The 23,583-nt window shown below is 65.1% G+C and carries 24 protein-coding genes; 18 read left to right on the top strand and 6 right to left on the bottom strand.

Features of this window, described 5'->3' with window-relative positions; all coding sequences use genetic code 11:
• The first annotated feature begins 33 nt into the window (after positions 1-33).
• The 8 genes from Q0094_RS03315 (at position 34) to Q0094_RS03280 (ending at position 9,038) form a co-directional block, all read left to right on the top strand.
• On the top strand, positions 34-879 hold the full coding sequence (locus tag Q0094_RS03315; protein ID WP_297615234.1) for a helix-turn-helix domain-containing protein: 846 nt from the start codon (positions 34-36) through the stop codon (positions 877-879).
• Positions 876-1,874 carry an ArsJ-associated glyceraldehyde-3-phosphate dehydrogenase gene (locus tag Q0094_RS03310; protein WP_297615233.1) on the top strand — a complete coding sequence of 333 codons (999 nt, stop codon included), beginning with the start codon at positions 876-878 and terminating at the stop codon, positions 1,872-1,874. The genes Q0094_RS03315 and Q0094_RS03310 overlap by 4 nt, the downstream gene beginning before the upstream one ends.
• Positions 1,871-3,133 carry an organoarsenical effux MFS transporter ArsJ gene (gene arsJ / locus Q0094_RS03305; protein WP_297615230.1) on the top strand — a complete coding sequence of 421 codons (1,263 nt, stop codon included), beginning with the start codon at positions 1,871-1,873 and terminating at the stop codon, positions 3,131-3,133. The genes Q0094_RS03310 and arsJ overlap by 4 nt, the downstream gene beginning before the upstream one ends.
• Positions 3,134-3,216: 83 nt before the next feature.
• Complete coding sequence (locus tag Q0094_RS03300) at positions 3,217-4,029, top strand: flagellar motor protein MotB (RefSeq protein WP_366940211.1); 813 nt, start codon at positions 3,217-3,219, stop codon at positions 4,027-4,029.
• A gap of 116 nt (positions 4,030-4,145) precedes the next feature.
• Positions 4,146-5,438: a flagellar hook protein FlgE gene (locus Q0094_RS03295; protein WP_297615227.1), complete on the top strand. Its 1,293-nt coding sequence runs from the start codon at positions 4,146-4,148 to the stop codon at positions 5,436-5,438.
• A 44-nt stretch (positions 5,439-5,482) separates the two neighbouring features.
• Positions 5,483-6,928 carry a flagellar hook-associated protein FlgK gene (gene flgK / locus Q0094_RS03290; protein WP_297615225.1) on the top strand — a complete coding sequence of 482 codons (1,446 nt, stop codon included), beginning with the start codon at positions 5,483-5,485 and terminating at the stop codon, positions 6,926-6,928.
• Positions 6,925-7,935: a flagellin gene (locus Q0094_RS03285; RefSeq protein WP_297615223.1), complete on the top strand. Its 1,011-nt coding sequence runs from the start codon at positions 6,925-6,927 to the stop codon at positions 7,933-7,935. Before flgK ends, Q0094_RS03285 begins: the two co-directional genes overlap by 4 nt.
• Complete coding sequence (locus Q0094_RS03280) at positions 7,932-9,038, top strand: flagellar basal body P-ring protein FlgI (protein WP_297615221.1); 1,107 nt, start codon at positions 7,932-7,934, stop codon at positions 9,036-9,038. The genes Q0094_RS03285 and Q0094_RS03280 overlap by 4 nt, the downstream gene beginning before the upstream one ends.
• Here Q0094_RS03280 and Q0094_RS03275 read toward each other — a convergent pair.
• The 6 genes from Q0094_RS03275 to fliF all read right to left on the bottom strand — a co-directional run bounded on the left by Q0094_RS03275 (position 9,035) and on the right by fliF (position 13,741).
• Positions 9,035-9,751 (bottom strand): integrase core domain-containing protein, encoded by a 717-nt coding sequence (locus tag Q0094_RS03275; RefSeq protein ID WP_297615219.1) that lies wholly within the window; start codon positions 9,749-9,751, stop codon positions 9,035-9,037. The two genes, Q0094_RS03280 and Q0094_RS03275, sit on opposite strands and share 4 nt — an antisense overlap.
• Before the next feature lie 256 nt (positions 9,752-10,007).
• Positions 10,008-10,463, bottom strand: a complete 456-nt coding sequence (locus Q0094_RS03270) for a hypothetical protein (protein ID WP_297615217.1) — start codon at positions 10,461-10,463, stop codon at positions 10,008-10,010.
• A 30-nt stretch (positions 10,464-10,493) separates the two neighbouring features.
• Positions 10,494-11,222: a flagellar type III secretion system pore protein FliP gene (fliP, locus tag Q0094_RS03265; protein WP_297615215.1), complete on the bottom strand. Its 729-nt coding sequence runs from the start codon at positions 11,220-11,222 to the stop codon at positions 10,494-10,496.
• A complete protein-coding gene (locus Q0094_RS03260; protein ID WP_297615213.1) occupies positions 11,209-11,490 on the bottom strand; it encodes a FliM/FliN family flagellar motor C-terminal domain-containing protein in 282 nt (93 codons plus the stop codon). The genes fliP and Q0094_RS03260 overlap by 14 nt, the downstream gene beginning before the upstream one ends.
• A complete protein-coding gene (locus tag Q0094_RS03255) occupies positions 11,490-12,125 on the bottom strand; it encodes a flagellar biosynthesis protein (RefSeq protein ID WP_297615211.1) in 636 nt (211 codons plus the stop codon). Before Q0094_RS03255 ends, Q0094_RS03260 begins: the two co-directional genes overlap by 1 nt.
• Complete coding sequence (gene fliF / locus Q0094_RS03250) at positions 12,122-13,741, bottom strand: flagellar basal-body MS-ring/collar protein FliF (protein ID WP_297615209.1); 1,620 nt, start codon at positions 13,739-13,741, stop codon at positions 12,122-12,124. Before fliF ends, Q0094_RS03255 begins: the two co-directional genes overlap by 4 nt.
• A gap of 119 nt (positions 13,742-13,860) precedes the next feature.
• Between fliF and Q0094_RS03245 the strand changes: the two genes are divergently transcribed.
• The 10 genes from Q0094_RS03245 to Q0094_RS03200 all read left to right on the top strand — a co-directional run bounded on the left by Q0094_RS03245 (position 13,861) and on the right by Q0094_RS03200 (position 23,578).
• On the top strand, positions 13,861-14,370 hold the full coding sequence (locus tag Q0094_RS03245) for a flagellar basal body-associated FliL family protein (protein WP_297615208.1): 510 nt from the start codon (positions 13,861-13,863) through the stop codon (positions 14,368-14,370).
• Positions 14,371-14,904: a DUF6468 domain-containing protein gene (locus tag Q0094_RS03240; protein WP_297615206.1), complete on the top strand. Its 534-nt coding sequence runs from the start codon at positions 14,371-14,373 to the stop codon at positions 14,902-14,904.
• 3 nt (positions 14,905-14,907) lie between these two features.
• Positions 14,908-15,519, top strand: coding sequence for a hypothetical protein (locus tag Q0094_RS03235; RefSeq protein ID WP_297615205.1), 612 nt, complete (start codon positions 14,908-14,910; stop codon positions 15,517-15,519).
• Between the two features lie 61 nt (positions 15,520-15,580).
• Positions 15,581-16,453: a flagellar motor stator protein MotA gene (gene motA / locus Q0094_RS03230; RefSeq protein ID WP_297615203.1), complete on the top strand. Its 873-nt coding sequence runs from the start codon at positions 15,581-15,583 to the stop codon at positions 16,451-16,453.
• Positions 16,450-18,564 carry a hypothetical protein gene (locus tag Q0094_RS03225; RefSeq protein ID WP_297615201.1) on the top strand — a complete coding sequence of 705 codons (2,115 nt, stop codon included), beginning with the start codon at positions 16,450-16,452 and terminating at the stop codon, positions 18,562-18,564. The genes motA and Q0094_RS03225 overlap by 4 nt, the downstream gene beginning before the upstream one ends.
• The gene (locus Q0094_RS03220; RefSeq protein ID WP_297615199.1) at positions 18,561-19,283 is read left to right on the top strand and encodes a lytic transglycosylase domain-containing protein; all 723 of its coding nucleotides are present in this window, start codon (positions 18,561-18,563) and stop codon (positions 19,281-19,283) included. The genes Q0094_RS03225 and Q0094_RS03220 overlap by 4 nt, the downstream gene beginning before the upstream one ends.
• Entirely contained in the window at positions 19,283-21,361 is a 2,079-nt protein-coding gene (gene flhA, locus Q0094_RS03215) for a flagellar biosynthesis protein FlhA (RefSeq protein ID WP_297615197.1), read from the top strand. Before Q0094_RS03220 ends, flhA begins: the two co-directional genes overlap by 1 nt.
• The gene (locus Q0094_RS03210; RefSeq protein ID WP_297615194.1) at positions 21,358-22,143 is read left to right on the top strand and encodes a flagellar biosynthetic protein FliR; all 786 of its coding nucleotides are present in this window, start codon (positions 21,358-21,360) and stop codon (positions 22,141-22,143) included. Before flhA ends, Q0094_RS03210 begins: the two co-directional genes overlap by 4 nt.
• On the top strand, positions 22,140-23,231 hold the full coding sequence (locus Q0094_RS03205; protein ID WP_297615192.1) for a flagellar type III secretion system protein FlhB: 1,092 nt from the start codon (positions 22,140-22,142) through the stop codon (positions 23,229-23,231). The genes Q0094_RS03210 and Q0094_RS03205 overlap by 4 nt, the downstream gene beginning before the upstream one ends.
• Entirely contained in the window at positions 23,228-23,578 is a 351-nt protein-coding gene (locus Q0094_RS03200; RefSeq protein WP_297615190.1) for a hypothetical protein, read from the top strand. The genes Q0094_RS03205 and Q0094_RS03200 overlap by 4 nt, the downstream gene beginning before the upstream one ends.
• The last annotated feature ends 5 nt before the right edge of the window (positions 23,579-23,583 follow it).

Genomic DNA, 23,583 nt, shown 5'->3' with positions numbered 1-23,583 from the left:
GTCATGCGCCACAATTTCCATATTTCCAGAAATATGGAAATTACCTTGTCAGATCGATTCGCGACCCTTGGCCATCCGGCGCGGCTGGATGTGTTGCGCCTTTTGATCCGCCGTCATCCCGACCCGCTGCCCGCCGGCGAAATCGCCGTGGTGCTGGGCCTGAAACCCAACACCCTGAGCGCCTATCTGGCCGATCTGTTGCAGGCGGGGCTGATCACCCGCGCGCGCAGCGGCACCTTTTTGCGCTATGGCCCCGATCTTGCCGGCATCCGCGCGCTGACCGGCGCGCTTTGGACCGATTGCTGTCTTGGGCGCCCCGATTTGTGCCCACCCGCAGCCCTTATCGACCCTTTCGGAGACAGACCCATGACATCCGCCCGCCGCTACCGCGTGCTGTTCATCTGCACCGGGAATTCCGCCCGCTCCATCTTTGCCGAATCGATCCTGCGCAAGATCGCAGGCGACCGGTTCGATGTGTTTTCAGCCGGCACCAAGCCGCAATCGGACCTGAACCCGCTGGCGGTAAAGATGTTGCAGAGCAAGGGTTATCCGACCGGCGATCTGCGATCCAAGCATGTGGCGGAATTTCAGGGCGGCGATGTGACGGCCTTTGATTTCGTCTTTACCGTCTGTGACCGCGCCGCCAACGAGGCCTGCCCACCCTGGTCAGGCCAGCCGCTCAGCGCCCATTGGAGCACCCCGGACCCGGTCAAGGCCACCGGCACCGAGGCCGAGCGGATGCTGGCCTTTCAGCACGCCTATGGCATGTTGCGCAATCGCATCACGGCCTTTGCCGCGCTGCCCTTGGCGGCGCTCGACCGGATATCCCTGCAGCATGCGCTCGATGACATCGCCCGCGCGGATGGAGTTTCGCAATGACCACCTATGCATTGAACGGACTGGGCCGGATCGGCAAGCTGGCGCTGCGCCCGCTTCTGGAACGCGGTGCCAGGATCGCATGGATCAACGATGCGGTGGGCGATCCGGCGATGCATGCGCATCTGCTGGAATTCGACACCGTGCATGGCCGCTGGCAGGCCGACATCCACAGCGATGCCGACAGCATCACCATCGACGGGCGGCGCTTGCCGGTTTTCAAGGAACGCGATCTTGCAAAGCTGCCGCTTGATGGGGTCGATGTGGTGATCGACTGCACCGGCGTCTTCAAGACGGCGGCCAAGATCCAGCCCTATTTCGACGCGGGCGTGAAGCGCGTGGTGGTCTCGGCCCCGGTCAAGGATGGCGGCGCGGTCAATATTGTTTATGGCGTGAACCACGACATCTATGACCCCGCGCAGCACCGGATCGTCACGGCGGCCAGTTGCACCACCAATTGTCTGGCCCCCGTGGTCAAGGTCATCCACGAGGGTCTGGGCATCAAGCACGGCTCGATCACCACGATCCATGACGTGACCAACACCCAGACCATCGTGGACCGCCCCGCCAAGGATCTGCGCCGTGCCAGATCGGCCTTGAACAGCCTGATCCCCACGACAACAGGCAGCGCCACGGCGATCACGCTGATCTACCCGGAACTGACCGGCAAGCTGAACGGCCATGCGGTGCGCGTGCCGCTGTTGAACGCCTCGCTCACCGATTGCGTGTTCGAGGTGGTCCGCCCCACCACCGCCGAGGAGGTCAACGCCCTGTTCAAGCTGGCCGCTGCCGGATCGCTGGCGGGAATCCTCGGCTATGAAGAGCGTCCGCTGGTCAGCGCGGACTATACCAACGACACACGCTCCAGCATCATTGATGCGCCTTCCACGATGGTTGTGAACGGCACGCAGGTCAAGATTTACGCCTGGTATGACAATGAAATGGGCTATGCCCACCGGCTGGTCGATGTGGCGCTGATGGTTGGCGCCAACCCATGACCGATGCGTCCCGGCGCCCTGCGGGCATGGCCGCCTATATCGCGGTGACGGCCGCCTATTGGGCCTTCATGCTGACCGATGGCGCGCTGCGCATGCTGGTGCTTTTGCATTTCCATACGCTGGGCTTTTCCCCGGTGCAGCTGGCCTATCTGTTCATCTTGTACGAGATCGCGGGCATCGTGACGAACCTGTCGGCAGGCTGGATCGCGGCGCGCTTTGGCCTGACGGCGACGCTTTATGCAGGGCTTGGCTTGCAGATCGTGGCGTTGATCGCGCTGGCACAGCTTGACCCCGCATGGGGGATCGCCGCCTCGGTCGCCTTCGTGATGTGCGTGCAGGGGGTGTCGGGCGTGGCCAAGGATCTGGCCAAGATGTCGTCAAAATCGGCGGTGAAACTGCTTGCGCCCGCAGGCGAGGGGGTGCTGTTTCGCTGGGTTGCGTTGCTGACCGGGTCGAAGAACGCGGTCAAGGGCTTGGGTTTCCTTCTCGGGGCGGCGATGCTCGCTCTTGTCGGCTTTGTCGGTTCGGTGCTGGCAATGGCCGCTGTGCTGGCCGTGATCTTGTTGGTGATCGCGGTGCGCATGCCAAGCGGCCTGCCCACCGGGCGCAAAGGGGCGAAATTCACCGAGGTGTTTTCCAAATCGCACAACGTCAACTGGCTGTCGGCGGCACGCGTGTTCTTGTTCGGCGCGCGCGATGTGTGGTTTGTCGTGGGCATCCCGATCTATTTCTACGCTGTGCTGTCGGATGGCACGGTGGCGGGAAACCGGGTGGCGTTTTTCACCATCGGAAGCTTCATGGCGGTCTGGATCATCCTTTACGGTGCGGTTCAGGCCAGCGCGCCGCGTCTGCTCAGGGCCGATACACGCGGCCAAGCGGTCTTGATAAATGAAGCCTGGACTTGGGCCTTGGGTCTTGCGCTGTTGCCTGCGCTTTTGGCCGCGCTGGTGTGGTTCGCGGGTGCGCCTGCGCCGTGGCTGACGGGCACGCTGATTGCGGGGCTCTTGGGTTTCGGCGCGATTTTCGCCATCAATTCGGCGCTGCATTCCTATCTGATCCTTGCCTTCACGCGGGCCGAGCGGGTGACGATGGATGTGGGCTTTTACTACATGGCCAATGCGGCGGGGCGGCTGATCGGCACGCTTTTGTCGGGGCTGAGCTATCAATGGGGCGGTTTGCCCGCCTGTCTGGCGGTGGCCGCCGTGATGCTGGCGATCAGCGCCCTGTTGGCCCGCCAACTGCGCCCCGTGTCGGCTTGAGGCCGCGTTAACACGCTGTTCAGGGTCGTTGTGCTACGCCTGCGTGCATGGCCAAGACTGACAATACAACCCGCCCCTTGATCGTGAAGCGCAAAAAGGTGATCGCCGGTGGCGGCCATCATGGCGGCGCGTGGAAGGTCGCCTATGCCGATTTCGTCACGGCGATGATGGCGTTCTTCATGCTGATGTGGCTGCTCAACGCGACAACGGAACAGCAGCGCAAGGGGCTTGCCGATTACTTCTCGCCCAATATTCCCATCGCGCGCATTTCGGGCGGTGGTGATGGCGCATTCGGGGGCGAAAGCCCGTTCGCCGAAAACACCACCGCGCAGTCGGGCACCGGCGCAACAAGCCTGCGCCCGACCGAAGGGCGCCAAAGCCTTGGCCTGTCAGGCAGCGCGCATGACGCTGACGCGCGTGACGCCGAAACCGCCGCGCTCGAGGCTTTGGCCGCCGCGCTCACCGGGCAAAGCGGCGATAGCGCCTTGCAAGACGAGATCTTGGCCCACATCGCCACACGTTTGACCGACGAGGGCTTGATCATCGAGGTGTTTTCCCGCCCCGGACGGCTGATTTTCGACCCCGAGACCGAGCAACCGGCACCTTGGCTGGCTGAGTTGGCGGCTGTGATGGCAAGCCTGTTTGGTACCGTCAGCAACGCCGTCGCGGTTGAGGGGCATGTGATTGCCCAACCCCTTGTTCTGGCCACCGAGACACGTTGGCACGCATCGACCGAGCGCGCGCAACTGTTTCGCAGCCTGCTTGAGGCAGCGGATTTGCCAGCGCGCCGCATTCAACGCGTCACGGGGCATGCCGACCGCGAACCCGTGACCGAAAACCCGATGTCGCCGCGCAATGAGCGGTTGGAAATCATCTTGCTGCGCAGCGACCGATAACGCCGCCCTGAACCGCCACGCGCAGGAAATAGGAACAATTCGAAATATTAGCTTCGCCTTAAGGCCCGGCAGGCAACTGTCCCACAAATCCCCGATGCAGCAGAAAGGCGCATGAGATGACGATTTCCTCTTCGATGAATTCCGGGGTGTCTGGCTTGCAGGCGAATGCAAACCGCCTTGCCACCATCGCCGACAATATCGCCAACTCCAGCACCTTTGGCTACAAGCGCGTTGTCGCCGATTTTTCGTCGCTCGTGATCATGCAGGGTGATGGCACCTATTCGGCGGGTGGCGTGCGCGCGCCGGTCACGCGCATGATCGACCAGCGCGGCGCACTGGTGGCCACGGAAAACCCCACCGACCTTGCGATCGGTGGGCGGGGCTTGTTGCCGGTGACATCGGCAACGGCGCTGAACCGCCCGGTCGGTGATCTGCCGATCCGTCTGGTCACGACGGGGTCCTTTCGGCCTGACGCGGATGGCATCTTGCGCACCAAGACGGGCGAGGTGCTGATGGGTTGGCCGGCCAATGCCGACGGGGTCATTCCGAATTTCCCGCGCGACACCTTTGACGGCTTGCGCCCGATCCAGATCAGCGCCAACCAGTTCGCGGGCGATCCGACCACGCGCATGCAACTTTCCGCGAACCTGCCCGCGACCGCAACCGAGGCCGGCGGGTCCGGCCAGCCCTATGTCATATCGGCGGAATATTACGACAATCTCGGCACGCCCCGATTTCTCGAGATCGGCTTTACACCGGCGATCCCGGCGACCGGGACAAGCCATGAATGGCGGATGGAAATCCGCGACAGCGCCCAGGACGGGGCGATCATCGGCGAATATGTGCTGGTCTTCGACAGCCAGCGCGGCACGGGCGGCAACCTTGCATCGGTCACGCCTGTCGTGGGCGGGCCTTTCGATCCGGCAACCGGCAGCCTGTCCCTGATGGTCGAAAGCGGGCCGCTCGACCTTGGCATCGGGGCGCCCGGCGGCCTGACGCAGCTTTCCGTCAATTTTTCCCGGTCGCCGGTCGTCAAGGATGGGTCGCCCGTGGGCAATCTGAGCCGGGTGGAGGTTGATGCCAACGGCTATCTGAATGCAATCTACGACAGCGGCATCACCCGCGTGCTGTATCAGATCCCGGTTGTCGATGTGCCCAACCTCAACGGGCTCCGGGCAGAGGACAACCAGACCTATTCCATCACGCCCGAAACGGGTCAGTTCTTCTTGTGGAATGCGGGTAATGGGCCGACCGGCGACATGGTGGGCTATGCGCGAGAGGAATCCACCACCGATGTCGCAGGCGAACTGACGCAGTTGATCCAGACCCAGCGCGCCTATTCCTCGAACGCCAAGCTCATCCAGACGGTGGACGAAATGTTGCAGGAAACCACCAACATCAAGCGCTGATCCGCGCCCTTGGCCGGAGTTGAGCCATGAGTCTTTCCAGCGTCATGTCTGTCGCCTTGTCTGGCCTTACCGTCACATCGCGGGCGGCCGACATCGTGTCGTCCAACATTTCCAACGCGATGACCGACGGGTATGGCGTGCGGCAAGTGTCGGTTACCGGCCAGAACCTTGGCAATGGCGGGTCCGGGGCGCGGGTATTGGGCGTCTTGCGGATCGAGGATGCGGCCCTGATCGGGCACCGCCGCCGGGCCGAGGCCGAATTTGCCTTTGGCACCACACAGGGCCAGCACCTCAACCGCCTCGAGGGCGCGATCGGAATTCCCGACACTCCCGCAAGTCTTGCAGCCCGCAGCGCCGCATTCGAGGCGGCCCTGACCGCCGCCGCCGCCAGCCCGCACAATCAGGTCCGGCTTGCGGGCGCAGTCGACGCCGCGGTTGCGCTTGCGGGCACGATCAACGGCATCTCCGACGGCATTCAGGCGCAACGCCTTGCGGCGGATGGCGCCATTGCGCGCGGGATCGAGCGGTTCAATGGCGCGCTGGGCGAACTGGCCACGCTCAACACCCGCATCCGGCGCGATGGGGGGGGCGCGACGGATGTGTCGGGGCTGCTTGATGCGCAGGCCCGGCTGGTCAACGATATCGCGGCGCTTGTCCCGCTGGAAAGCCGCCGCGACGCCAGCGGGGCCTTGCAGCTCTACAGTGCCGATGGCGAGGCGCTGCTCGACGGGCGGGCGGCGGTGCTGGGGTTTTCCCCGGTTGCGGTGATGACGGCCGAAAGCACCCTCGCTGACGGCGCGCTGTCGGGTTTGACACTGAATGGCCGGGCCCTGGCACTTGACGGCCCCACGGCTGCGCTGGCGGGCGGTGAACTGGCCGCGCTGTTCTTGCAGCGCGACGCCTGGGGCCCCGCCGCGCAACGCGATATCGATGCGATCGCCCGTGATCTGGCCGCCCGCCTTGATGCCGCCGGGATCGATCCGACCCGCGCGGCGGGCCAGCCCGGGCTGTTCACCGATGCGGGCGCTGTGCCCGATGCGGCCACCGAGACAGGTCTGGCCGCGCGGCTGCGGGTCAATGCGGCGGTTCTTCCGGATCAGGGTGGCGCGCATTGGCGGCTGCGCGATGGCCTCGGGGCAGCGGTTCCGGGGCCAGGCGGGGCTGCCGGTCTGCTTCAGGCGCAACGCGATGCGCTTGCCGCCCTCAGACCAACGGCCTCGGGCAGCTTTTCCGCCACGAACCGCAGTTTCGCGGGGCTGGTCGCTGATCATCTGTCGGGTGTCGGCATGGCCCGACAGTCGGCCGAGACACGCCAGTCGCATGCCGCCGCGCGTCTGGATGTCTTGCGCAATGAGGAACTTGCGCAAGGCGTCAACACCGATTCCGAAATGCTGCAATTGCTGCGTATCGAAAAGATCTTTGCCGCGAATGCGCGCGTCATCACCGCCGCGCAGGAGATGATCGATCAACTTATCCGGATGGGCAGATGAGCTGGACAGCGCTGGGCGATGCCGCCCGTTTTCAGACGATCCAGCAAGATGGGGCGCGTTTGCGCCACGATCTGCAGCGCCTGACATCGGAATTGTCCAGCGGCCGGCAGGCCGATCTTGGTCGCGCTGTGGGCGGCGATTTCACGGCGATGGCCGATATCTCGCGGTCCTTGCGTCTGACCGAGACCTTTTCGCACAGCATCCGCGACGCGGCCATTGCCGCCGATGCGCGCCAGACCGTGCTGGCCCGCGTCGAAGCCGAGATTGACGGCTTTGGCACAGGCATCTTGCAGGCCGCCAAGGCGGGCCGACTGCAGGACATGGTATTGGCGATCGCCGACGCCCCTGAACGCCTGGAACAGGCGGTCGGTGCGCTCAACACCCGCGTGGCGGATGTATCGCTGTTTTCCGGCAATGCCCCAGACCGGCCCGCGCTGATTTCAGGGGCGGCGATGCTGGATGCCTTGCGCCCGCTGGTGGATGCCGCCGCAACCCCGGCCGACAAGATCGCCGCAGTCGAAGGGTGGTTCTTGTCCGCAGGCGGCGGCTACGAGACGACGGCCTGGCAAGGCGGAACCGGCCCCGCCGCCCCCGCTATCCTCGGCGAAGGATTGCAGACCGAGGCCGCCATCAGCGCGCTTGATCCTGCCCTGCGTCAGGTGCTGGCGGGGCTTGCGATTGCGGCGCTGGCGACCGAGCCCCCGATTTCTGGCGACCAAGACGAACAGCAGGCGCTGATTTCGGCGGCCACCACCCGGCTTCGCAGCGGTGAAGAGGGGCTGGTGCGTTTGCAGTCGCATCTGGGCGTGGCGCAGGCCCGCATCGAAGAGGCGCGCGTGACCGCCGAAGCAGCGCGCGCCGGGTTGCAGATCGAACAGACCCGCATGACCGAGGCCGATCCCTACCGCACCGCCACCGATCTGCAAGCCGCCCAGACCCGGCTTGAAACGCTGTATGTGTTGACCGCGCGTCTGTCGCGCCTGAACCTGACGGAGTACTTGCGATGATCCGCCCTTTCCTTTTGTGCCTTGGCGTGATCGCGGCCCTTGTGCAAGCCGCACAGGCCACGCCGGTCCGGATCAAGGATCTGGTGGAATTCGACGGGGTGCGTGGCAACGATCTGGTGGGCTACGGGTTGATCGTGGGCCTGAACGGCACCGGCGACGGGTTGCGCAACGCGCCCTTCACCGAAGAGATCATGGTCAACATCCTTGAACGTTTGGGCGTCAACGTGACGGGCGAACAGTTCCGGCCGGAAAACGTGGCCGCGGTGATCGTGACCGCCGTCTTGCCGCCTTTCGCGCGTCAGGGTGGGCGCATCGATGTAACCGTTTCGGCGATCGGCGATGCCGACAGCCTGATGGGCGGCACCCTGGTGATGACGCCGCTCACCGCTGCGGATGGCGAGATCTACGCCGTTGCACAGGGGTCGGTCATCGCCGGGGGGGTCGCGGCCGAGGGTGATGGGGCTGCGGTGGTCCAAGGCGTGCCGACGGCAGGGGCGATCCCGTCGGGTGCCCGCGTGGAACGCGAGGTCGATTTTCAGTTCAACAGCCTGCGTGAAGTGCGGTTGGCGCTGCGCAGCCCCGATTTCACCACCGCCGCCCGCATCGAACAGGCGATCAATGCCGATTTCGGTCAGCGCGTTGCGGTGATGCTGGATTCCGGCACCGTCGCGCTGGATGTGACCGCCACGCGCACGCCGTCGCCCGCCCATGCGATGAGCCGGGTGGAAAATATTCTGGTCGAACCCGAACGCCGGGCGCGTGTCGTGGTCGATCAGCGCTCGGGCACCATCGTGATGGGCGAGGATGTGCGCATCAGCACCGTTGCCGTGGCGCAGGGCAATCTGACCCTTCGGATCGACGAACGCCCGATCGCGGTGCAGCCAAACCCCTTTGCCGAAGGCGAAACCGTCATCTTGCCGCGCACCGATGTGGCCATCGAGGAACAACAGGCCACCGGGTTGGCCGAATTGCCCGCGGGCACGAGCCTGTCGGATGTGGTCAGCGGCCTGAACGCCCTGGGTGTTTCCCCGCGCGAGATGATCGACATCCTCAACGCCATTCAGGCAGCGGGCGCCTTGCACGCAGAATTTATCGTGCGCTAGGCGTGGTTTCTCATCAGGTTGTTCACCGCAGAGATCGGAGCGAGGCCCTTGAGTGCGGAATGTGGTCTTGATCGGTTGAACCAGTCAAGCCATCTGGGCAGATCATCATTGCGCGCGGCGGAGGACGGGTGGGACAGTTCATCGGCCCAGTCCCGCAGAAGGATCTGGATGAACCTCTCTGCCCTGCCGTTGGTCTTCGGCGTGTAGGGGCGCGTGTATATGTGGCGGATGCCCAGCCAGCGCAGCGCCTTGCGGAACTGGCGTGAGCGATAGGCGCTGCCGGTGTCGGTCATCACCCGTTCGGTCCGGATGCCGTTGCTGCGGAACCAGCGCAGCGCGCGCAGCACAAAGGCGGTGGTGGTCGCCTTGCGCTCATCGGCCAGCACCTCGACATAGGCCAGGCGGGTCGCGTCATCCGTCGCGACACGAACGAAATCCCAGCCCGCACCGCGGTTGCGGCAGCCCCTGCGGGTGCTTGTGATGCGGTGACCTCGCCGCGCGAAGCGGCCCAGCTTCTTGATGTCGAGATGCACCAGCTCTCCCGGCCGTTCGCGCTGATAGCGGCGCACGGGCTCGGGCGGGTCGAGCCGCGAAAGCCTGCCCAACCCCGCCCGCGTCAGCCAGCGCGCGACGGTGGAGCAGGGCAGGCCGAGCTTGGCGGCAATCGCCGCCCCGGACCGATCATCGGTTTGGGCTGCGTGCGTTTTGGCCAAAACCCGCCGGGCCCGAGCGCGTAACGCCATCGGGCATGGCAAAGGTGGATCTGTTCAGGGGTCTTGCGCCCGCACCGTTTACCATGGTCCCGTCCCAAGCGGATGGCGCGCATGGGCCAACACCGCTGCCGCTTGGCGGCGCGGCTTGAGGCTGGGCTTGCGCGCGGCCGGGGGTGAACGGACCCTGGGCGCGCAGGCGCGCGATGGTGCTGGCTGACAGCGCCGTCAGCTTGCGAAACCGGATGGCGTGATGCGCTCAGGCCACCCTCAGTCGCCGCATCACGGCACGGGCGACTTGCCCGGGCAGCGCGCGCAACACGGCCACGCGCATGTGTTGCGGCGCCTCGCGCAGCATATGGGCGATGACGGCGGGGTGTTCGGCGGCCAGATCCTCACCTTCGACCAAAACCGGGATCTGTGCAGCCTTGCGTGGCTGGATCGGGGGGCGTGGCATGGCCGGGGCCGACCGTGTGGGCGGCGTGCGCCCCTCATCGGGCCCCACCCGCGCGCGCAAATGCGCGATCAAGCGGTTGGTTTGCCATGCCACACGGTCAGCCGTCGTGGCCGGGCCATCCGGGCGGCGCTGCGGTTGGGCCGCCGGTGCCTTGGCCAAGCGCGCCGCCACCGCATCGCCAAAAACGGATGCGATGGCCAGAAGCTTTTCGTCCCGCGGATTTGTGCTGGCACGGGGGGGGATCGGATGGTCGGTCATGGGTTTATCCTTGCACTTGGATCTTGCGGATCAGAAATAACTGCGCACCAGCGCGCCGGTGACCAAAGCCCAGCCATCGGCCACGACAAAAAAGGCAAGCTTGAAGGGCAGCGACACAATCGCGGGCGGCACCATCATCATGCCCATCGACATCAAGATCGCGGCCACCACCAGATCGATGATCAAAAAGGGCAAAAAGATCAAAAACCCGATCTGAAAGGCGCGTTCGACCTCGCTCAACATGAAGGCGGGGATAAGGATCGAGGCCTCGGGGTCGGTGATGTCCGTGATCCCCCGCAATTGCGCAAGGCTTTGCAGGGTCTCGATTTCCACCCGGTTCAACATGAACCCGCGAAACGGCCCATAGGCCGCGATCAGCGCATCTTGCGGCAGCAACACGCCCGCGATCAAGGGTTCGATGCCGATGCGATAGGCTTCCTGAAAGACGGGGGCCATGACGAAATAGGTCAAGAACATCGCAAGGCTGACGATCAGCATGTTGGGCGGCGATTGCTGCAAGCCGATGGCCTGCCGCAGGATCGACAGCACCGTGACCACAAAGGGAAAACAGGTGATCATGATCGCCAGACCCGGCGCAAGGCTCAGCACCGTGATCAGCGCGATCAACTGTAGCGCCCGCGCGGTCAGCGAGGCGTCATCGCCAAGGTTCAGCGTCAGCTCTTGCGCAAGTGCGGCTTGTGGCAAGATCAGCGCCACCGCCGCAAAGGCCAGTGCTCGCAAAAGCCTATGCTGGTCCATGCCCACCCTCGGCCAGTCGTATGATCCGCACGGCCAGCTGGCCTTCGCGCTCCCCCTCAAGCTGGACCAGTTCCCCCTCGGCGATCATCCGGTCGCCCACATATAGCGCCACCGGATCCTCGATGCGGCTGTCGAGCGTCAAGAGCGCTTCGGGTGCCAATTCCATCACATCGCGCAGCAATGGGCGCGCGCGGCCGACCGAGACGCGGATCTCGATCGGGACCGACTGCAAGGCGGCGGCGCGCAGCAAGGTGTTCGGCTCGGACATCAGGCCATTCCTTTTTGGATGGGTGGGGGTTGGGTCGCGCCGTGTTCTTGCGCCGCAAAGGCGCGGATCGCTTCGGCCATGCGGCGGGCGGCATCGCTCAGATCAACGTCACGCCGCTCTGAGCCAAAGCGCAGCGAGACCTGACCTTCGGCATAGGCGGGTTCGGCGCGCAGTTCGATCTCGAGCCCGTCTTGCATTTCGACAAGCTGCACCAGCGCCGGCAATGCGGCGGGTGCGGCGAAGAGCACGGCCTTTGCCTGAGTGGCGCTTTCGGCCGCCGCGCGCAGTTCCGCGATGACGGCCGGGGCGATGGCCTCGGCGGCCAGTCTTGGCAAAAGCTGGGCGGCCATGTCTTCGAACAGCGGGCCAAGTGCCGTCAGAACATCAGCGCGCGCCTGGGCAAAGCTTAGCGACAATTCCTTGAGATTGGCGGCCAGATCGGCGCCAATGCGGCGTTGGCTTTCGGCCTCGGCCTTGGCGCAATCTTCCCAGCCGCTGCGATAGCCCTCGTCGAAGGCGGCCATGGTTTCATCGCCGGCATCGGGGCCTGTCGGGGTTTCTTGTGGCGCTGGCACCGCTTCGGGGGGTGTCGTGGTCAGGCGGGTGAAATCTTCAAGCGTCAGGGCGCGGATCATGGGCGCACCTCATCATCCTGTTCCATCCAGCCGCGCAGGATTTCAACGGTTTCTTCTTCGCGCTCTTCGATCAGGCGGCGCAGGCGTTCGACCGGGTCCAGCATGGGCGCGCCCCCATCTGGCGCCTCTGCCCCGGGCAAGGCGGCCAGCGCGCCCGCTGCCCCATCCGCGCCCAAGGCCTGTGACATGGTCATGCCCGCGCTCGGCCCATTCGCATCGCCCGCCATGGGCGGCAATGCGTTGGCCAGCGATTGATCCAGCCTGGCCAATTCGGGATCGCGCCGCAACAGCGGCCGCAACAGGCCAAAGGCGATGAACAAGGCGGCCGCCGCCAGCACGAGGGTCTGCAACACCCGGCCCAGATCAAGGCTCATCCTGTCGACAAAGCCCGGTTCGGCCAGATCCGCGATCACGCTGTCATCAAAAGCCATGGATTGGATGGTCACCTCATCGCCGCGGCTGGCGTCGAAACCGACGGCCGATTGCACCAGCGCCTGAAGTGCGGCGACTTCCGCCTCGGGGCGCGGTTCGATCCGGGTGACTCCGTCCGCGCCAGCCGCGGGAACCCCATTCAGAAGCACGGCCACGCTGATCTTGCGGATATCGCCCGGCTCGCGCGCGATTTCCCGCTGGGTTTCCGACACGTCAAAGGTCAAGCGCTCGCGCGTTTCCGATTCCTGGGATGAGCTTTCGCCCTCGCCCCCGGCGGCATCGCCTTCGGGCAGGTTTGAGGCGACCGTGACGCCCCCTGCCGCCGCTTCGCGCGAGGTGTTGGATATCTCGTCGCTTTCGGTGGCGATGGCGACGCGGCTGTCGGGGTCGATCCGGCGTTCGCGAATCGTCTCGCGCGTGGTGTCGAGTGCCACGTTGACCTGGACCACGGCGTTGCCCGGCCCCACGCGGGCGGCCAGAAGCCGTTCGACATTGCGACGCAATTCTTCGGCGCGAGCGGCGGCATCGGCGGTTGGGCTGAGCGTATCCTGACCACCCAGAACCTGACCGCTATCGGCATCGAGCACGGTCACATTCTCGGGCAAAAGCCCCGGAACCGACGATGCCACCAGAAACCTGAGCGCGCGGGCATGACCGGGGCCAAGCCCGCCCGCCGCGGGGCGCAAGGCGACCGAGGCCGTCACCTCCTGCATGGGCTGGAACGGATCGGCGCCGGGGTTGGCCAGATGCACGCGGGCCGCACGGATATGTTGGCTTGCCGCGATGGTGCGCGCCAACTCACCTTCTTTCGCGCGCCAATAGGCGGCATCGAACATCTGTGACGTGGTGCCAAAGCCCGACAGGGAATCGAGCAATTCATACCCGGCCGCGCCATTGGCCGGCAGGCCCTCACCCGCAAGCGCCATGCGCAGCGCATCGCGATCGCGAAGGTCGACATGAATCGCGTCACCTTGCACCCGATAGGGCAGGCCGCGTGCTTCGATCGCGGCGATCACATCGCCCGCCGCCGCCGGATCAAGACCCGCATAAAGCAGCGCATAGCTTGGTGCGGTCACGCTGCGCGCCAGCATCGCCACGACGACCAGCAGGGCCAGGGCGCCCCCCACCAGGACGCCGCGGCGGCGCCCATCCAACCCGTTCCAAAAGCTTGTGAGCGCGTTCACCACGGTCCTCGCATCCATGCCATTCTGGCTTGTCCCAGTGGTCCTATCTGCCGGGCGATTAAGATTCGGTTAGTGCAGCGGCGCTAAACAGGGCCCATCAAAACGGAGAGCCCGCGCCCATGGCCGACGATCAGACCGAGACTGAAGCCCCACGCAAGAAGCGGGGCCTGTTGTTGCCCCTGCTGATTGGCGTGGTGCTTGCCGTTCTGGGCGGTGCGGGCGGCTATTGGGCGGTCAGCATGGGCCCTTTCGCGCCCAAGACCGTGGCCGAAGCGGGTGCCGAAGGTGGCGAATCGGATGCATCGGATACGGATGCAAGCCCCCCGATGGCCGTGGCCTTTGTGCCGCTTGAGACCTTGGTGATCTCGCTGGGTGCCGAACAGGCGGCCCGCCATCTGATGTTCAGCGCGGCGCTTGAGGTGGAGCCTGTCCATGTGGCGGAGGTAAGCTTGCTCAGCCCGCGGGTGATGGATGTGCTCAACAGCTATCTGCGGGTGATTTCGATTACCGAACTGAGCGATCCGGCCAGCCTTGCACGCCTGCGCGCGCAGATGCTGCGCCGGATCCAGATCGTGACCGGCGAAGGCCGGGTCCGGGATCTTCTTGTCACGCAATTTGTGGTGAACTGAATGCCTTATCTTTCCATTGCCGCCGATATCTTGATGATCGCTGCCTCGGCGGGGGCTGCCATCTATTGCCTGATCCTGTCACGGCGGTTGGCGCGATTGACCAGCTTTGACAAGGGAATAGGCGGGGCCATTGCGGTCTTGTCGGCACAAGTCGATGAAATGAAGGCCGCACTCGCGCAAGCACGGCAGAGCAGCGACGGGGTAAGCCATCACTTGCTCGATCAGGTGCGACAGGCACGCGAGATTTCCGCGGAGCTGGAGCTGATGATCGCGGCCTGCCATGATTTCGCAGAGGAAGCGATGGTGGTGCAAGGCGCGCTTGCGCCCGCGCCCCGCAAGCCGGCAGCACCCAAGCCGATCCCGGATTATGTGGCCTTGGATATGGGCATCGAGCCTGCGGTGATATCGGCGGCTGAAACGCCCGGCATCGCGGCGGTTCCGGCATCAACCGACCTGGCGCCCGCGCAACCGACATTCGGCAGCCGCCGGGCCGCTGCGGGCGCGCCGGCTTTGCTGCGCAACGGGCAGGGCTGATCCATGGCGCGATCTGATGAGATTGTCCGCCAACGGCGCGGCCGGCGACGGCAACGCTGGGTCCTGACCACGCTTGGCCTGGTCTTTGCGGCCTCGGCTGTGCTGCGGGTCGGCACGCTGGATTTCGCTTTTGCCCAAGATGCAACGCCTGCGCCCGTCACGCCATCTGCCGTGCCGGGGATGACCGAAACCCTGCAATCGGCGTTGATCGAGATCGACGTTCTGCGCCGCACGCTGGCGGACCGCGAAGCGCTGCTTGCCGATCGCGAACGCGCGGTAGCCGCCGCCCAAGCCCTTGTCGAAACACGCCTGGCCGAGCTTGCAGCCGCCGAAGAGCGGCTTTCTGCCTTGATCGCCATCTCTGACAGCGCAGCCGAAACCGATCTGGACCGCTTGACGCAGGTCTACGAGACCATGCCCGCGGCAGAAGCCGCCGCGATCTTTGGGCAAATGGACCCAAGTTTCGCGGCCGGTTTCCTGACCCGCATGGCTCCGGCGGCATCGGCCACGCTGATGGCCGAGCTGACGCCGGAACAGGCCTATGCCGTTTCGGTCGTGATCGCCACGCGCAACAGCTCGGCACCGCGGTTTGCGGCAACTGCCACACCCCCGTGAGAGACGGAAAATTAAACCTTTCGCCGCAATGTGACCCCGTCCCAGCAGGAGTGCCCCGCAGATGATCGGCATCATCGGTATCGTTGTCGTCTTTGGCATGGTCTTTGGTGGCTATCTCCTGGCGGGTGGCAAGATGGGCATCATCATAAAGGCGCTGCCCTTTGAGATGATGATGATCGGCGGTGCGGCGACCGGTGCCTTCTTGATCGGCAATGACATGGCCACGGTCAAACACACGCTCAAGGACATGGCAAAGGTGTTCAAGGGCGCCGCCTGGAAGCATTCGGACTATCGCGACCTGTTGTGCCTGATGTTCGAATTGATCCGAATGGGCCGTCAGAATGCCGTGGCGCTTGAACAACACATCGAAGCCCCGGCCGAATCGGCGATCTTTGGCCGCTATCCCCGGATTCAGGCCGATCAGGAAGCCGTCGAACTGATCTGTGACACCTTGCGTTCGGCCGCGATGAATTACGATGACCCCCATCAGGTCGAAGAAGTGCTCGACAAGCGGATCGAGGCCAATCTGCATCATGCCTTGCACACATCGCATGCGCTGCAGACGGTGGCGGATGGTTTGCCGGCCTTGGGGATCGTGGCCGCCGTCTTGGGCGTGATCAAGACCATGGCCTCGATCGATCAGCCGCCCGAGGTTCTGGGCGGTCTGATCGGGGGGGCGTTGGTGGGCACCTTTCTGGGTGTGTTTCTGGCCTATGGCTTTGTCGGCCCGTTTTCGGTCAAGCTCAAATCCGTGGTGGAGGAAGATCATCAGTTCTATCTGATGATCCGCGAGGTGCTGGTCGCCAATCTGCACAATCACGCCACCATGCTGTGCATCGAGGTGGGACGCCAGAACGCACCCGGACATCACCGCCCCGGCTATATCGAATTGGAAGATGCGCTGCGCACGCTGAGCGCCTCGGCTGCGGCATGATGCATGGTCTTGGCCGATTTGCCCGTGCGCTGGTCCCCGTTGCGGTGGCGGCTGGCGCAATGCTGGCGGTGATGTCACCACAAGCGCTGGCACAGACGGTCCGCGTGCAATCGGGCGAACATGCCGAATTCACGCGCCTTGTCCTTGATATCGGTGCGGGCCGGAGTTGGCAGCTTGATCCTTTGGGCGACACGGTCCGCCTACGCCTTGATCCCCCGGTCGATGGGTTCGATATTTCGCGGGTCTTCGATCTCATCCCGCGCACCCGTTTGGCAGGGCTGGCTGTTCGAGACGGTCTGGAACTGACGCTGGCCTGCCCTTGCGATATCGATGCCAGCCGTTACGAACGGCGGTATCTGGTGCTTGACATCCGGCCCGCAACCGACGCCGCCCTGCGGGACGCCCGCCGCGACGCGGCCGCGCGCTTGCCTGACATGTCGCGTCTTTTGCTGGGGCAAACGCCGGCATTGGCCCCGCCCGACCGCCCGGTCATGCCTGATCCCGACATGTCCGACGTTTCAGATGCCGGCGGCCAAGGCATTGATCTTGAGCAAGCGGCCCGGATCATGTCCGAGCAATTGGCCCGCGCCGCCGCCGCCGGTCTGCTTGATGCAAGCGCGGGGCGGCCGCTGACGGATGCCGATCTAACCGCCCGCCCCCCGGCAGAAGCCACCGATCAGACCATGCCCCAAGATCAGGTGATGCCCACCGTGCCACCCGGCGTGCAGGTTCGTGCGGAAACCGCGTTCGACATGGTCCTGCCGATGTCGGTGTTCGTCCAGGCCCCCCGGGATGATCTGGCCTGTCGGGGCGAGGTTTGGGCCATAAACGACTGGTCGGGTGGGGGGCCGGTGCAAGAGGGGCTGGGGGATTTGCGCCGTGCGCTGTTCGATGACCGCGACCAACTGCAACGCGACGGTGTTCTGGCGCTGGCGCGCCATTACATCGTCTCCGGGTTTGGTGCCGAGGCGATATTCTGGCTGGGCGAGATCGAAGCGCCGCCGCCCGTCTTGACGGCGCTTGCATCGCTTGTCGATGAGATGCCCGGCCAGCATTTCCCGCCCGAACCCGCGCTTTTGTCGTGCAGCGATGATGAATTGCTCTGGCGCTATCTTGACGGCGCTTTGGACAGGTCTGCCCTGACTGTGGAAGAAGCCGGGCGTATCCAGCGCGCCACAGCGGCGCTGCCCGACAGTTTGCGTGACCATATCGCCCCGCGCATCGCCCGCATCTTGCATGCCGATGGTTTCGCCAATGAGGCGCGCAATCTGCGCGACATGCTCTGGCGGGGCGGCGCGCTGGGGGCGGGGGCGCTGTTGTGGCTTGACCGAGATCTGGGTCTGTCGATGACCGATGTTGCGGCCACCCGGAACGGTCTGACCCTGGCGTTGCGGGATTCAGCGGGTGAACCGGTGGCCGCCATGGCCCATGCGATGCGCTACGACCGCGAAATCGGGGTGCCGGTCAGCCGACAGCGCCTTGATGCGGCCGAAGCCTTGTTGCGCGAGCAAGGCATCGGGCCAGCCACCGCCGCGCTCTGGCAAGAGGTTGTGTTGGCCCGTGCAGCCTTGGGTGATCTGGACCGCATGCTGGAACTTTTGGCCGTCGATACTTTGCCCGAGGGCGCGCGCGATGATGCCTTGACCGTCGCTTTCGCCGAACGCGCGGCGCTGGGCGATACCCCGGCTTTGTATGTGCTGGCGCGCGTTTTTGGCGCCCAGTGGCAGGCCAGCGGGTCCGAGGCTGGCCGCGCGCGTCTGGCCGCCATCGCGCATCTGCGCGATGTTGGGTTGACCGATGCTGTCGAGATATTGCGCAGCACACAGCGCACGCTGATCTTGCCCGGCCGTCCCGACAGCGATGCGGATCAGGGCGATCCCTTGCGCGATGCCTGGCAGAGCGGGGATTGGTCGCGGTTGGGCGATCTGGCCGATGGGCCGCATCGCTCGGTCGCGGACCGGATGATGGCAACGGGGACGACGCCCGCCGACCCTGTGGACCGCGACTTGCCGCGTTTGGTCGACGCTCTGGCCGACAGCAGCGCCTTGCGCGATGAGATCGAGGCGCTGCTGGCCGCGCCGCGCCCGGTTCCGGCGGGGGCTTTGCCATGACCCGGTGGCGCGGTTTTTGCCGCCTGCCGCTGATGGCCCGCGCCTTGGCCCTGGTCTTGGCCTTGGCGCCATGTCTTGCCAATCCGCTCGGCGCCGCGTCAGATCTGTGCGATGGCGCCGCGCAAGATGCCGCGCGCGCCACGGGGGTTCCTGTGGCGCTGTTGCTGACGCTGACGCGGGTGGAAACCGGGCGAGGCGGCCCCGAAAGCCTGCCCGAACCCTGGCCCTGGACCTTGAACACCGGCGGCCGCGGCAGCTTTCATGACAGCCCGCTGGCCGCCCTTCAGACCGCAAGGCGCGCCATTGCGGCTGGCCAACGCAACATCGACATCGGCTGTTTCCAGATCAATTACCGCTGGCATGGCGACAGGTTCCCATCGCTCGAGGCAATGCTGGATCCGGGTCACAACGCGCTTCATGCCGCCCGGTTTCTGCGCGATCTGCACGCGGAATTCGGTGACTGGACCGCCGCTGCCGCCGCCTTTCATTCGCGCAATCCCGAACACGCCGCCGCCTATCTGTCGCGGTTCGAGGCGATCGGGGCTGTCTTGTCGCGCGAGCGTGCCGCCGATGGTGGGGTCGTGCGGCGATCCTTTGGGCCCGGTCCGCTGGTGATGGCGACCCGGCCTGCGCTGACGGCCGGGCTGGTGGGCGCCCTGAACGGCGCTGCCCGCCCCCCGCTTTCCACGACCGCCCGCCCCCTTTGGGAGACCCGCTGATGCCCAATCCCCGCGCCTTGTTTCAGCCCACGATCCTGTTCGCGCTGGCGCTGATGGCGGTGATCGTGATGATGATCCTGCCCGTGCCCAGCATCATCGTGGATATCGGGCTTGCCGCGTCTTTCGGGCTGGCGATCCTGATCTTCACGGTCACGCTGTTCATCGAACGGCCGCTGGATTTTTCGGCCTTTCCGACGATCTTGCTGGCGTCCCTGATGTTGCGGCTGTCGCTCAACGTGTCCTCGACCAAGCTGATCATCGGTCAGGGGCATACCGGCACCTCGGCGGCGGGCGGCGTGATCGAAGGCTTTGCGATGTTCGTCATCGGCGGCTCGGTGGTGATGGGGCTGGTGATTTTCTGTGTGCTGCTGATCGTCAACTTCATCGTCATCAACAAGGGTGCTGCCCGCATGGCCGAGGTGGGCGCCCGCTTTGCGCTCGATGGGATGCCGGGCAAGCAGCTGGCCATCGACAGCGACATGGCCGCGGGCGCCATCGATCACGCCGAAGCCAAGGCGCGGCGTGAACGTGAACAGGCGGAAACCAATTTCTTCGGCTCGCTCGATGGGGCCTCGAAATTCGTCAAGGGTGACGCCATCGCGGGGCTGTTGATCACGCTGCTCAATCTTGTCGTCGGGCTGATCGTGGGTGTCATGATCCATGACATGCCCGTGGCCCGCGCCTTTGAGACCTATTCGATCCTGACCATCGGTGACGGGCTGGTCAGCCAGATCCCTGCCGTGATCATCGCCATCGCCTCGGCCCTTTTGTTGGCGCGTGGCGGTGCGACGGGGGCAACCGATACGGCGCTGACCGCACAGCTCGGCCGCCATCCCGCAGCACTTGTCACGGTGGCGGTGCTGATGATGGTCTTTGCGCTGATGCCGGGCTTGCCGTTCTTGCCCTTCATGATCGGGTCAGCGGCGTTGGGATATGCCGCTTGGCGCCGAAGCCGCACGCTATCGGCGGAAGCGGCCACTGCTGCGGGGCCCGCCCATGCGGCACCGCCAAAGCCCGAGATGATCGGCGATCTGTTGGATCTTGACGATATTCATGTCGAATTCGCCCCCGATCTGGTGGCCCTGGCGCTTGATCCGGCGACCGGGCTTGATGCGCGGATCAAGACCATGCGCGAACATGTGGCGCGCGGGTTTGGCGTGATCTTGCCCGAGATGCGGCTGACCGATCGGCCCGACCTGCCGGCTGGCAATTATGCGATCCGGCTCTTGGGTGTGGAACATGCGCGCGCCACGCTGCAACCCGGCCGCCTTTTGGTGCTGGCTGGCGATCAATCCGATCTCTTGCCGCCGGGCGAGGATGTGAAAGAGCCCGTCTATGGCGCCCCGGCGCGGTGGATCGCCACCGCGGACCGCGAGGTTGCGATCTTGCGCGGGCTGACGGTTGTCGCCCCGTCCGAGGTTCTGGCCACCCATCTGCTGGAGGTTCTCAAGCGCAATCTGGCCCGGCTGTTGACCCTCAAGACCTTGCAACGCCAGCTTGACGCCTTTGTCACGCTGTCCGATGGCGCGCGCGCCGATCAGAACCGCCGCCTGCTTGATGAGCTGGTGCCCGACAAGGTGCCGCTCGATCTGTTGCACACGGTGCTGCGGCTCTTGCTGGAAGAACAGGTGTCGATCCGCAATCTGCCCCTGATCCTCGAGGCGATCGCCGAGATGCGCGGGGTCAAGGCCGCCCCCGAGGTGATCTGTGAGCATGTGCGCCAGCGTCTAGGATTTCAGCTGATTGCCGAACTCAAGCGTGCCGATGGCACCTTGCCCTTGATCCAGCTGTCGTCCGACTGGGAAGAGATGTTCCTGCGCCACCAGATCGGCGGCGATGGCGGCATCCCCGAGATCGCCCTGCCGCCCGATGATTTCAACGCGCTGGTCCGGTCCGTGGCCGACAAGGTCGCCGCCGCCAGCGAAAAGGGCACCTATGCGGGCATCGTGACCACCGCGCTGCGTCGCCGCTTTTTGCGCACGGTGCTCAATGCGCGTGGCGTGATGAACCCGGTGCTGTCGTTTGAGGAAATCGGGGCCGATGCCAAACCCGCGCTTGTCGGTCTGGCCACCCCATGAATGATACGCTGGCCCTTGCCCTGTCACAGATCATGGCGCTGTCCCAATTCTGGCTGGCGGCGGGCATCGCCGTTTTCCTGCGGATAGGGGCGTGCTTTCTGGTCTTGCCGGGGTTCGGCGAAGCCATGATCCCGTTGCGGGTCAAGCTGGGGGCGGCGCTGGCGCTGAGCGTTCTGGTGACGCCCGCGGTCTTGGGCGATCTGCCGCCAATGACAGGCGCCATGCCGCCCTTGCGGTTCTTTCTGACCGAGGCGGTGGCGGGGCTGATCCTTGGGCTGGCGCTGCGCCTGACGGTGCATGCCTTGCAGATCGCGGGCACCATCGCCGCGCAATCGACATCCCTGTCGCAGATCATGGGCGGGGCCTCGCCCGATCCGCAGCCGGCGATGGGGGCGATCTTGATGCTGTCGGGTGTCACGCTGGCGGTGATGGCAGGGCTGCATGTGCATCTGGCCGCGGCCTTCATGCGGTCATATGATCTTTTGCCCGTGGGCCAGATGCCCGCCCCCGGCGATCTGGGCGCATGGGGTGTGGATCGTGTCGCGGCCAGTTTCGGTCTGGCCCTGTCACTGGCCGCACCGTTCCTGATTGCCTCGCTGCTCTACAATGTGGCGCTGGGTGTCATCAACAAGGCCATGCCGCAGCTGATGGTCGCGTTTGTCGGCGCTCCGGCGATCACATGGGGCGGTCTGTTCTTGCTGTTGATCACCACGCCCTTCTTGTTGCCGGTTTGGTTCGAGGCGTTTCAGGCGGCGCTTGTCGCGCCCTTGGGATCGCCATGACCGACCAAGATCAATCCCCCGCCGACAAGCCATATGAGCCGACGCCGCAAAAACTGGAAGAGGCGCGCAAGCAGGGCGATATCGTCCGCTCACCCGATCTGAATACCGCGATCAGCTATCTGGGTTTTCTGGCCGCTGGCGCGCTGTTGGCGCCTTGGGCGATCGACGGTCTGGGGCGGCTGACGCAGGTGCTTTTGGGTCAGGCCCATGACATCGCGCCGCTTGTGCTGGCGCCCGGTGGCATGGCCTTGGCGCTGGGCATCATGGGTCAGCCCGTATTGGCCACGGCGGCGGTCGTGCTGGTTCCGGCGGGGCTGCTTTTGGCGATCTTGTTTGCCCAAGGCGCGCTTTTGTTCACCCCATCGAAACTGGCACCCAAGCTGTCGCGCATATCCCCGATCGAGAATGCGAAACAGAAATTCGGCGCCCATGGCCTGTTCCAATTTGCCAAATCGACGGTGAAGCTGACGCTGGTGGCGGTGTTGCTGGCGCTTTACCTGATCGCGCGGTCCGAGCGCATCCTTGCCTCGCTCTATGCCGAGCCGGGTCAGGTCCTTTTGACGCTGGGCTGGCTGACGTTCGAATTCCTGGCGGTTACAGCGCTTTTGGCGGCGGTGATCGGCGCGGTGGATTGGATGTGGGAATGGGCCCAGCATCAGCAGAAGAACCGCATGTCGCGGCAAGAATTGATGGATGAGACGAAATCCTCCGAAGGGGATCCGTATATCAAGAGCCAGCGCCGCAGCCGGGGACAGGCCATCGCCATGAACCAGATGCTGGCCGATGTTCCCAAGGCGGATGTGGTCGTGGTCAACCCCACCCATTATGCCGTCGCGCTGCGTTGGGACCGGGCGGGCAAGAACGTGCCGATCTGTGTCGCCAAAGGCGTGGATGAGACCGCCCGCCGCATTCGGGAAACCGCCGCCGAGGCGGGCGTGCCGGTGTTTTCCGACCCGCCCACGGCGCGCAGCCTGCATGCCATGGTCGAGATCGGGGCACCGATACGGCCCGATCATTTCAAGGCGGTCGCCGCGGCCATCCGCTTTGCCGATCTGATGCGGCAAAAGGCAAGGGCGCGCCGGGCATGACAGGGCCCAACAAAAGATTGGCCGATCTTGCCCGGATCGCGGCGGTTCTGGCCGAACGCGGCCTGGCCCCGGTCGCCCAAGCGCAAGGCCGGCTTGTGGCGCAGAGGGCGCAGATCGAGGAATTGGCCGCGCGCCGTGCCCGGCTATCGCTGGATGGGGCCGATCCGGTTGTGGCGGCGCGGCTTGCAAGGCTTGCTGAACGTCTGCGGCACGACCAGGCCGCGGCGATGGCCGATCTGGCCCGCGCGCAGGCCGAGTTTGACATGGCCAAGCAGGCCGCCCGCCCCGCTGTTGCGCGCAAATCGGTGTTGGAGCGGCTGGTTCACCAGACGCGGCAGGGGCGTTGACCGCG

Source organism: uncultured Roseicyclus sp., from assembly GCF_937892565.1.
Lineage (GTDB): Bacteria > Pseudomonadota > Alphaproteobacteria > Rhodobacterales > Rhodobacteraceae > Roseicyclus.
Note: the sequence above shows the minus strand (reverse complement) of the source record. Positions and strands in the feature narration are given on the sequence as shown.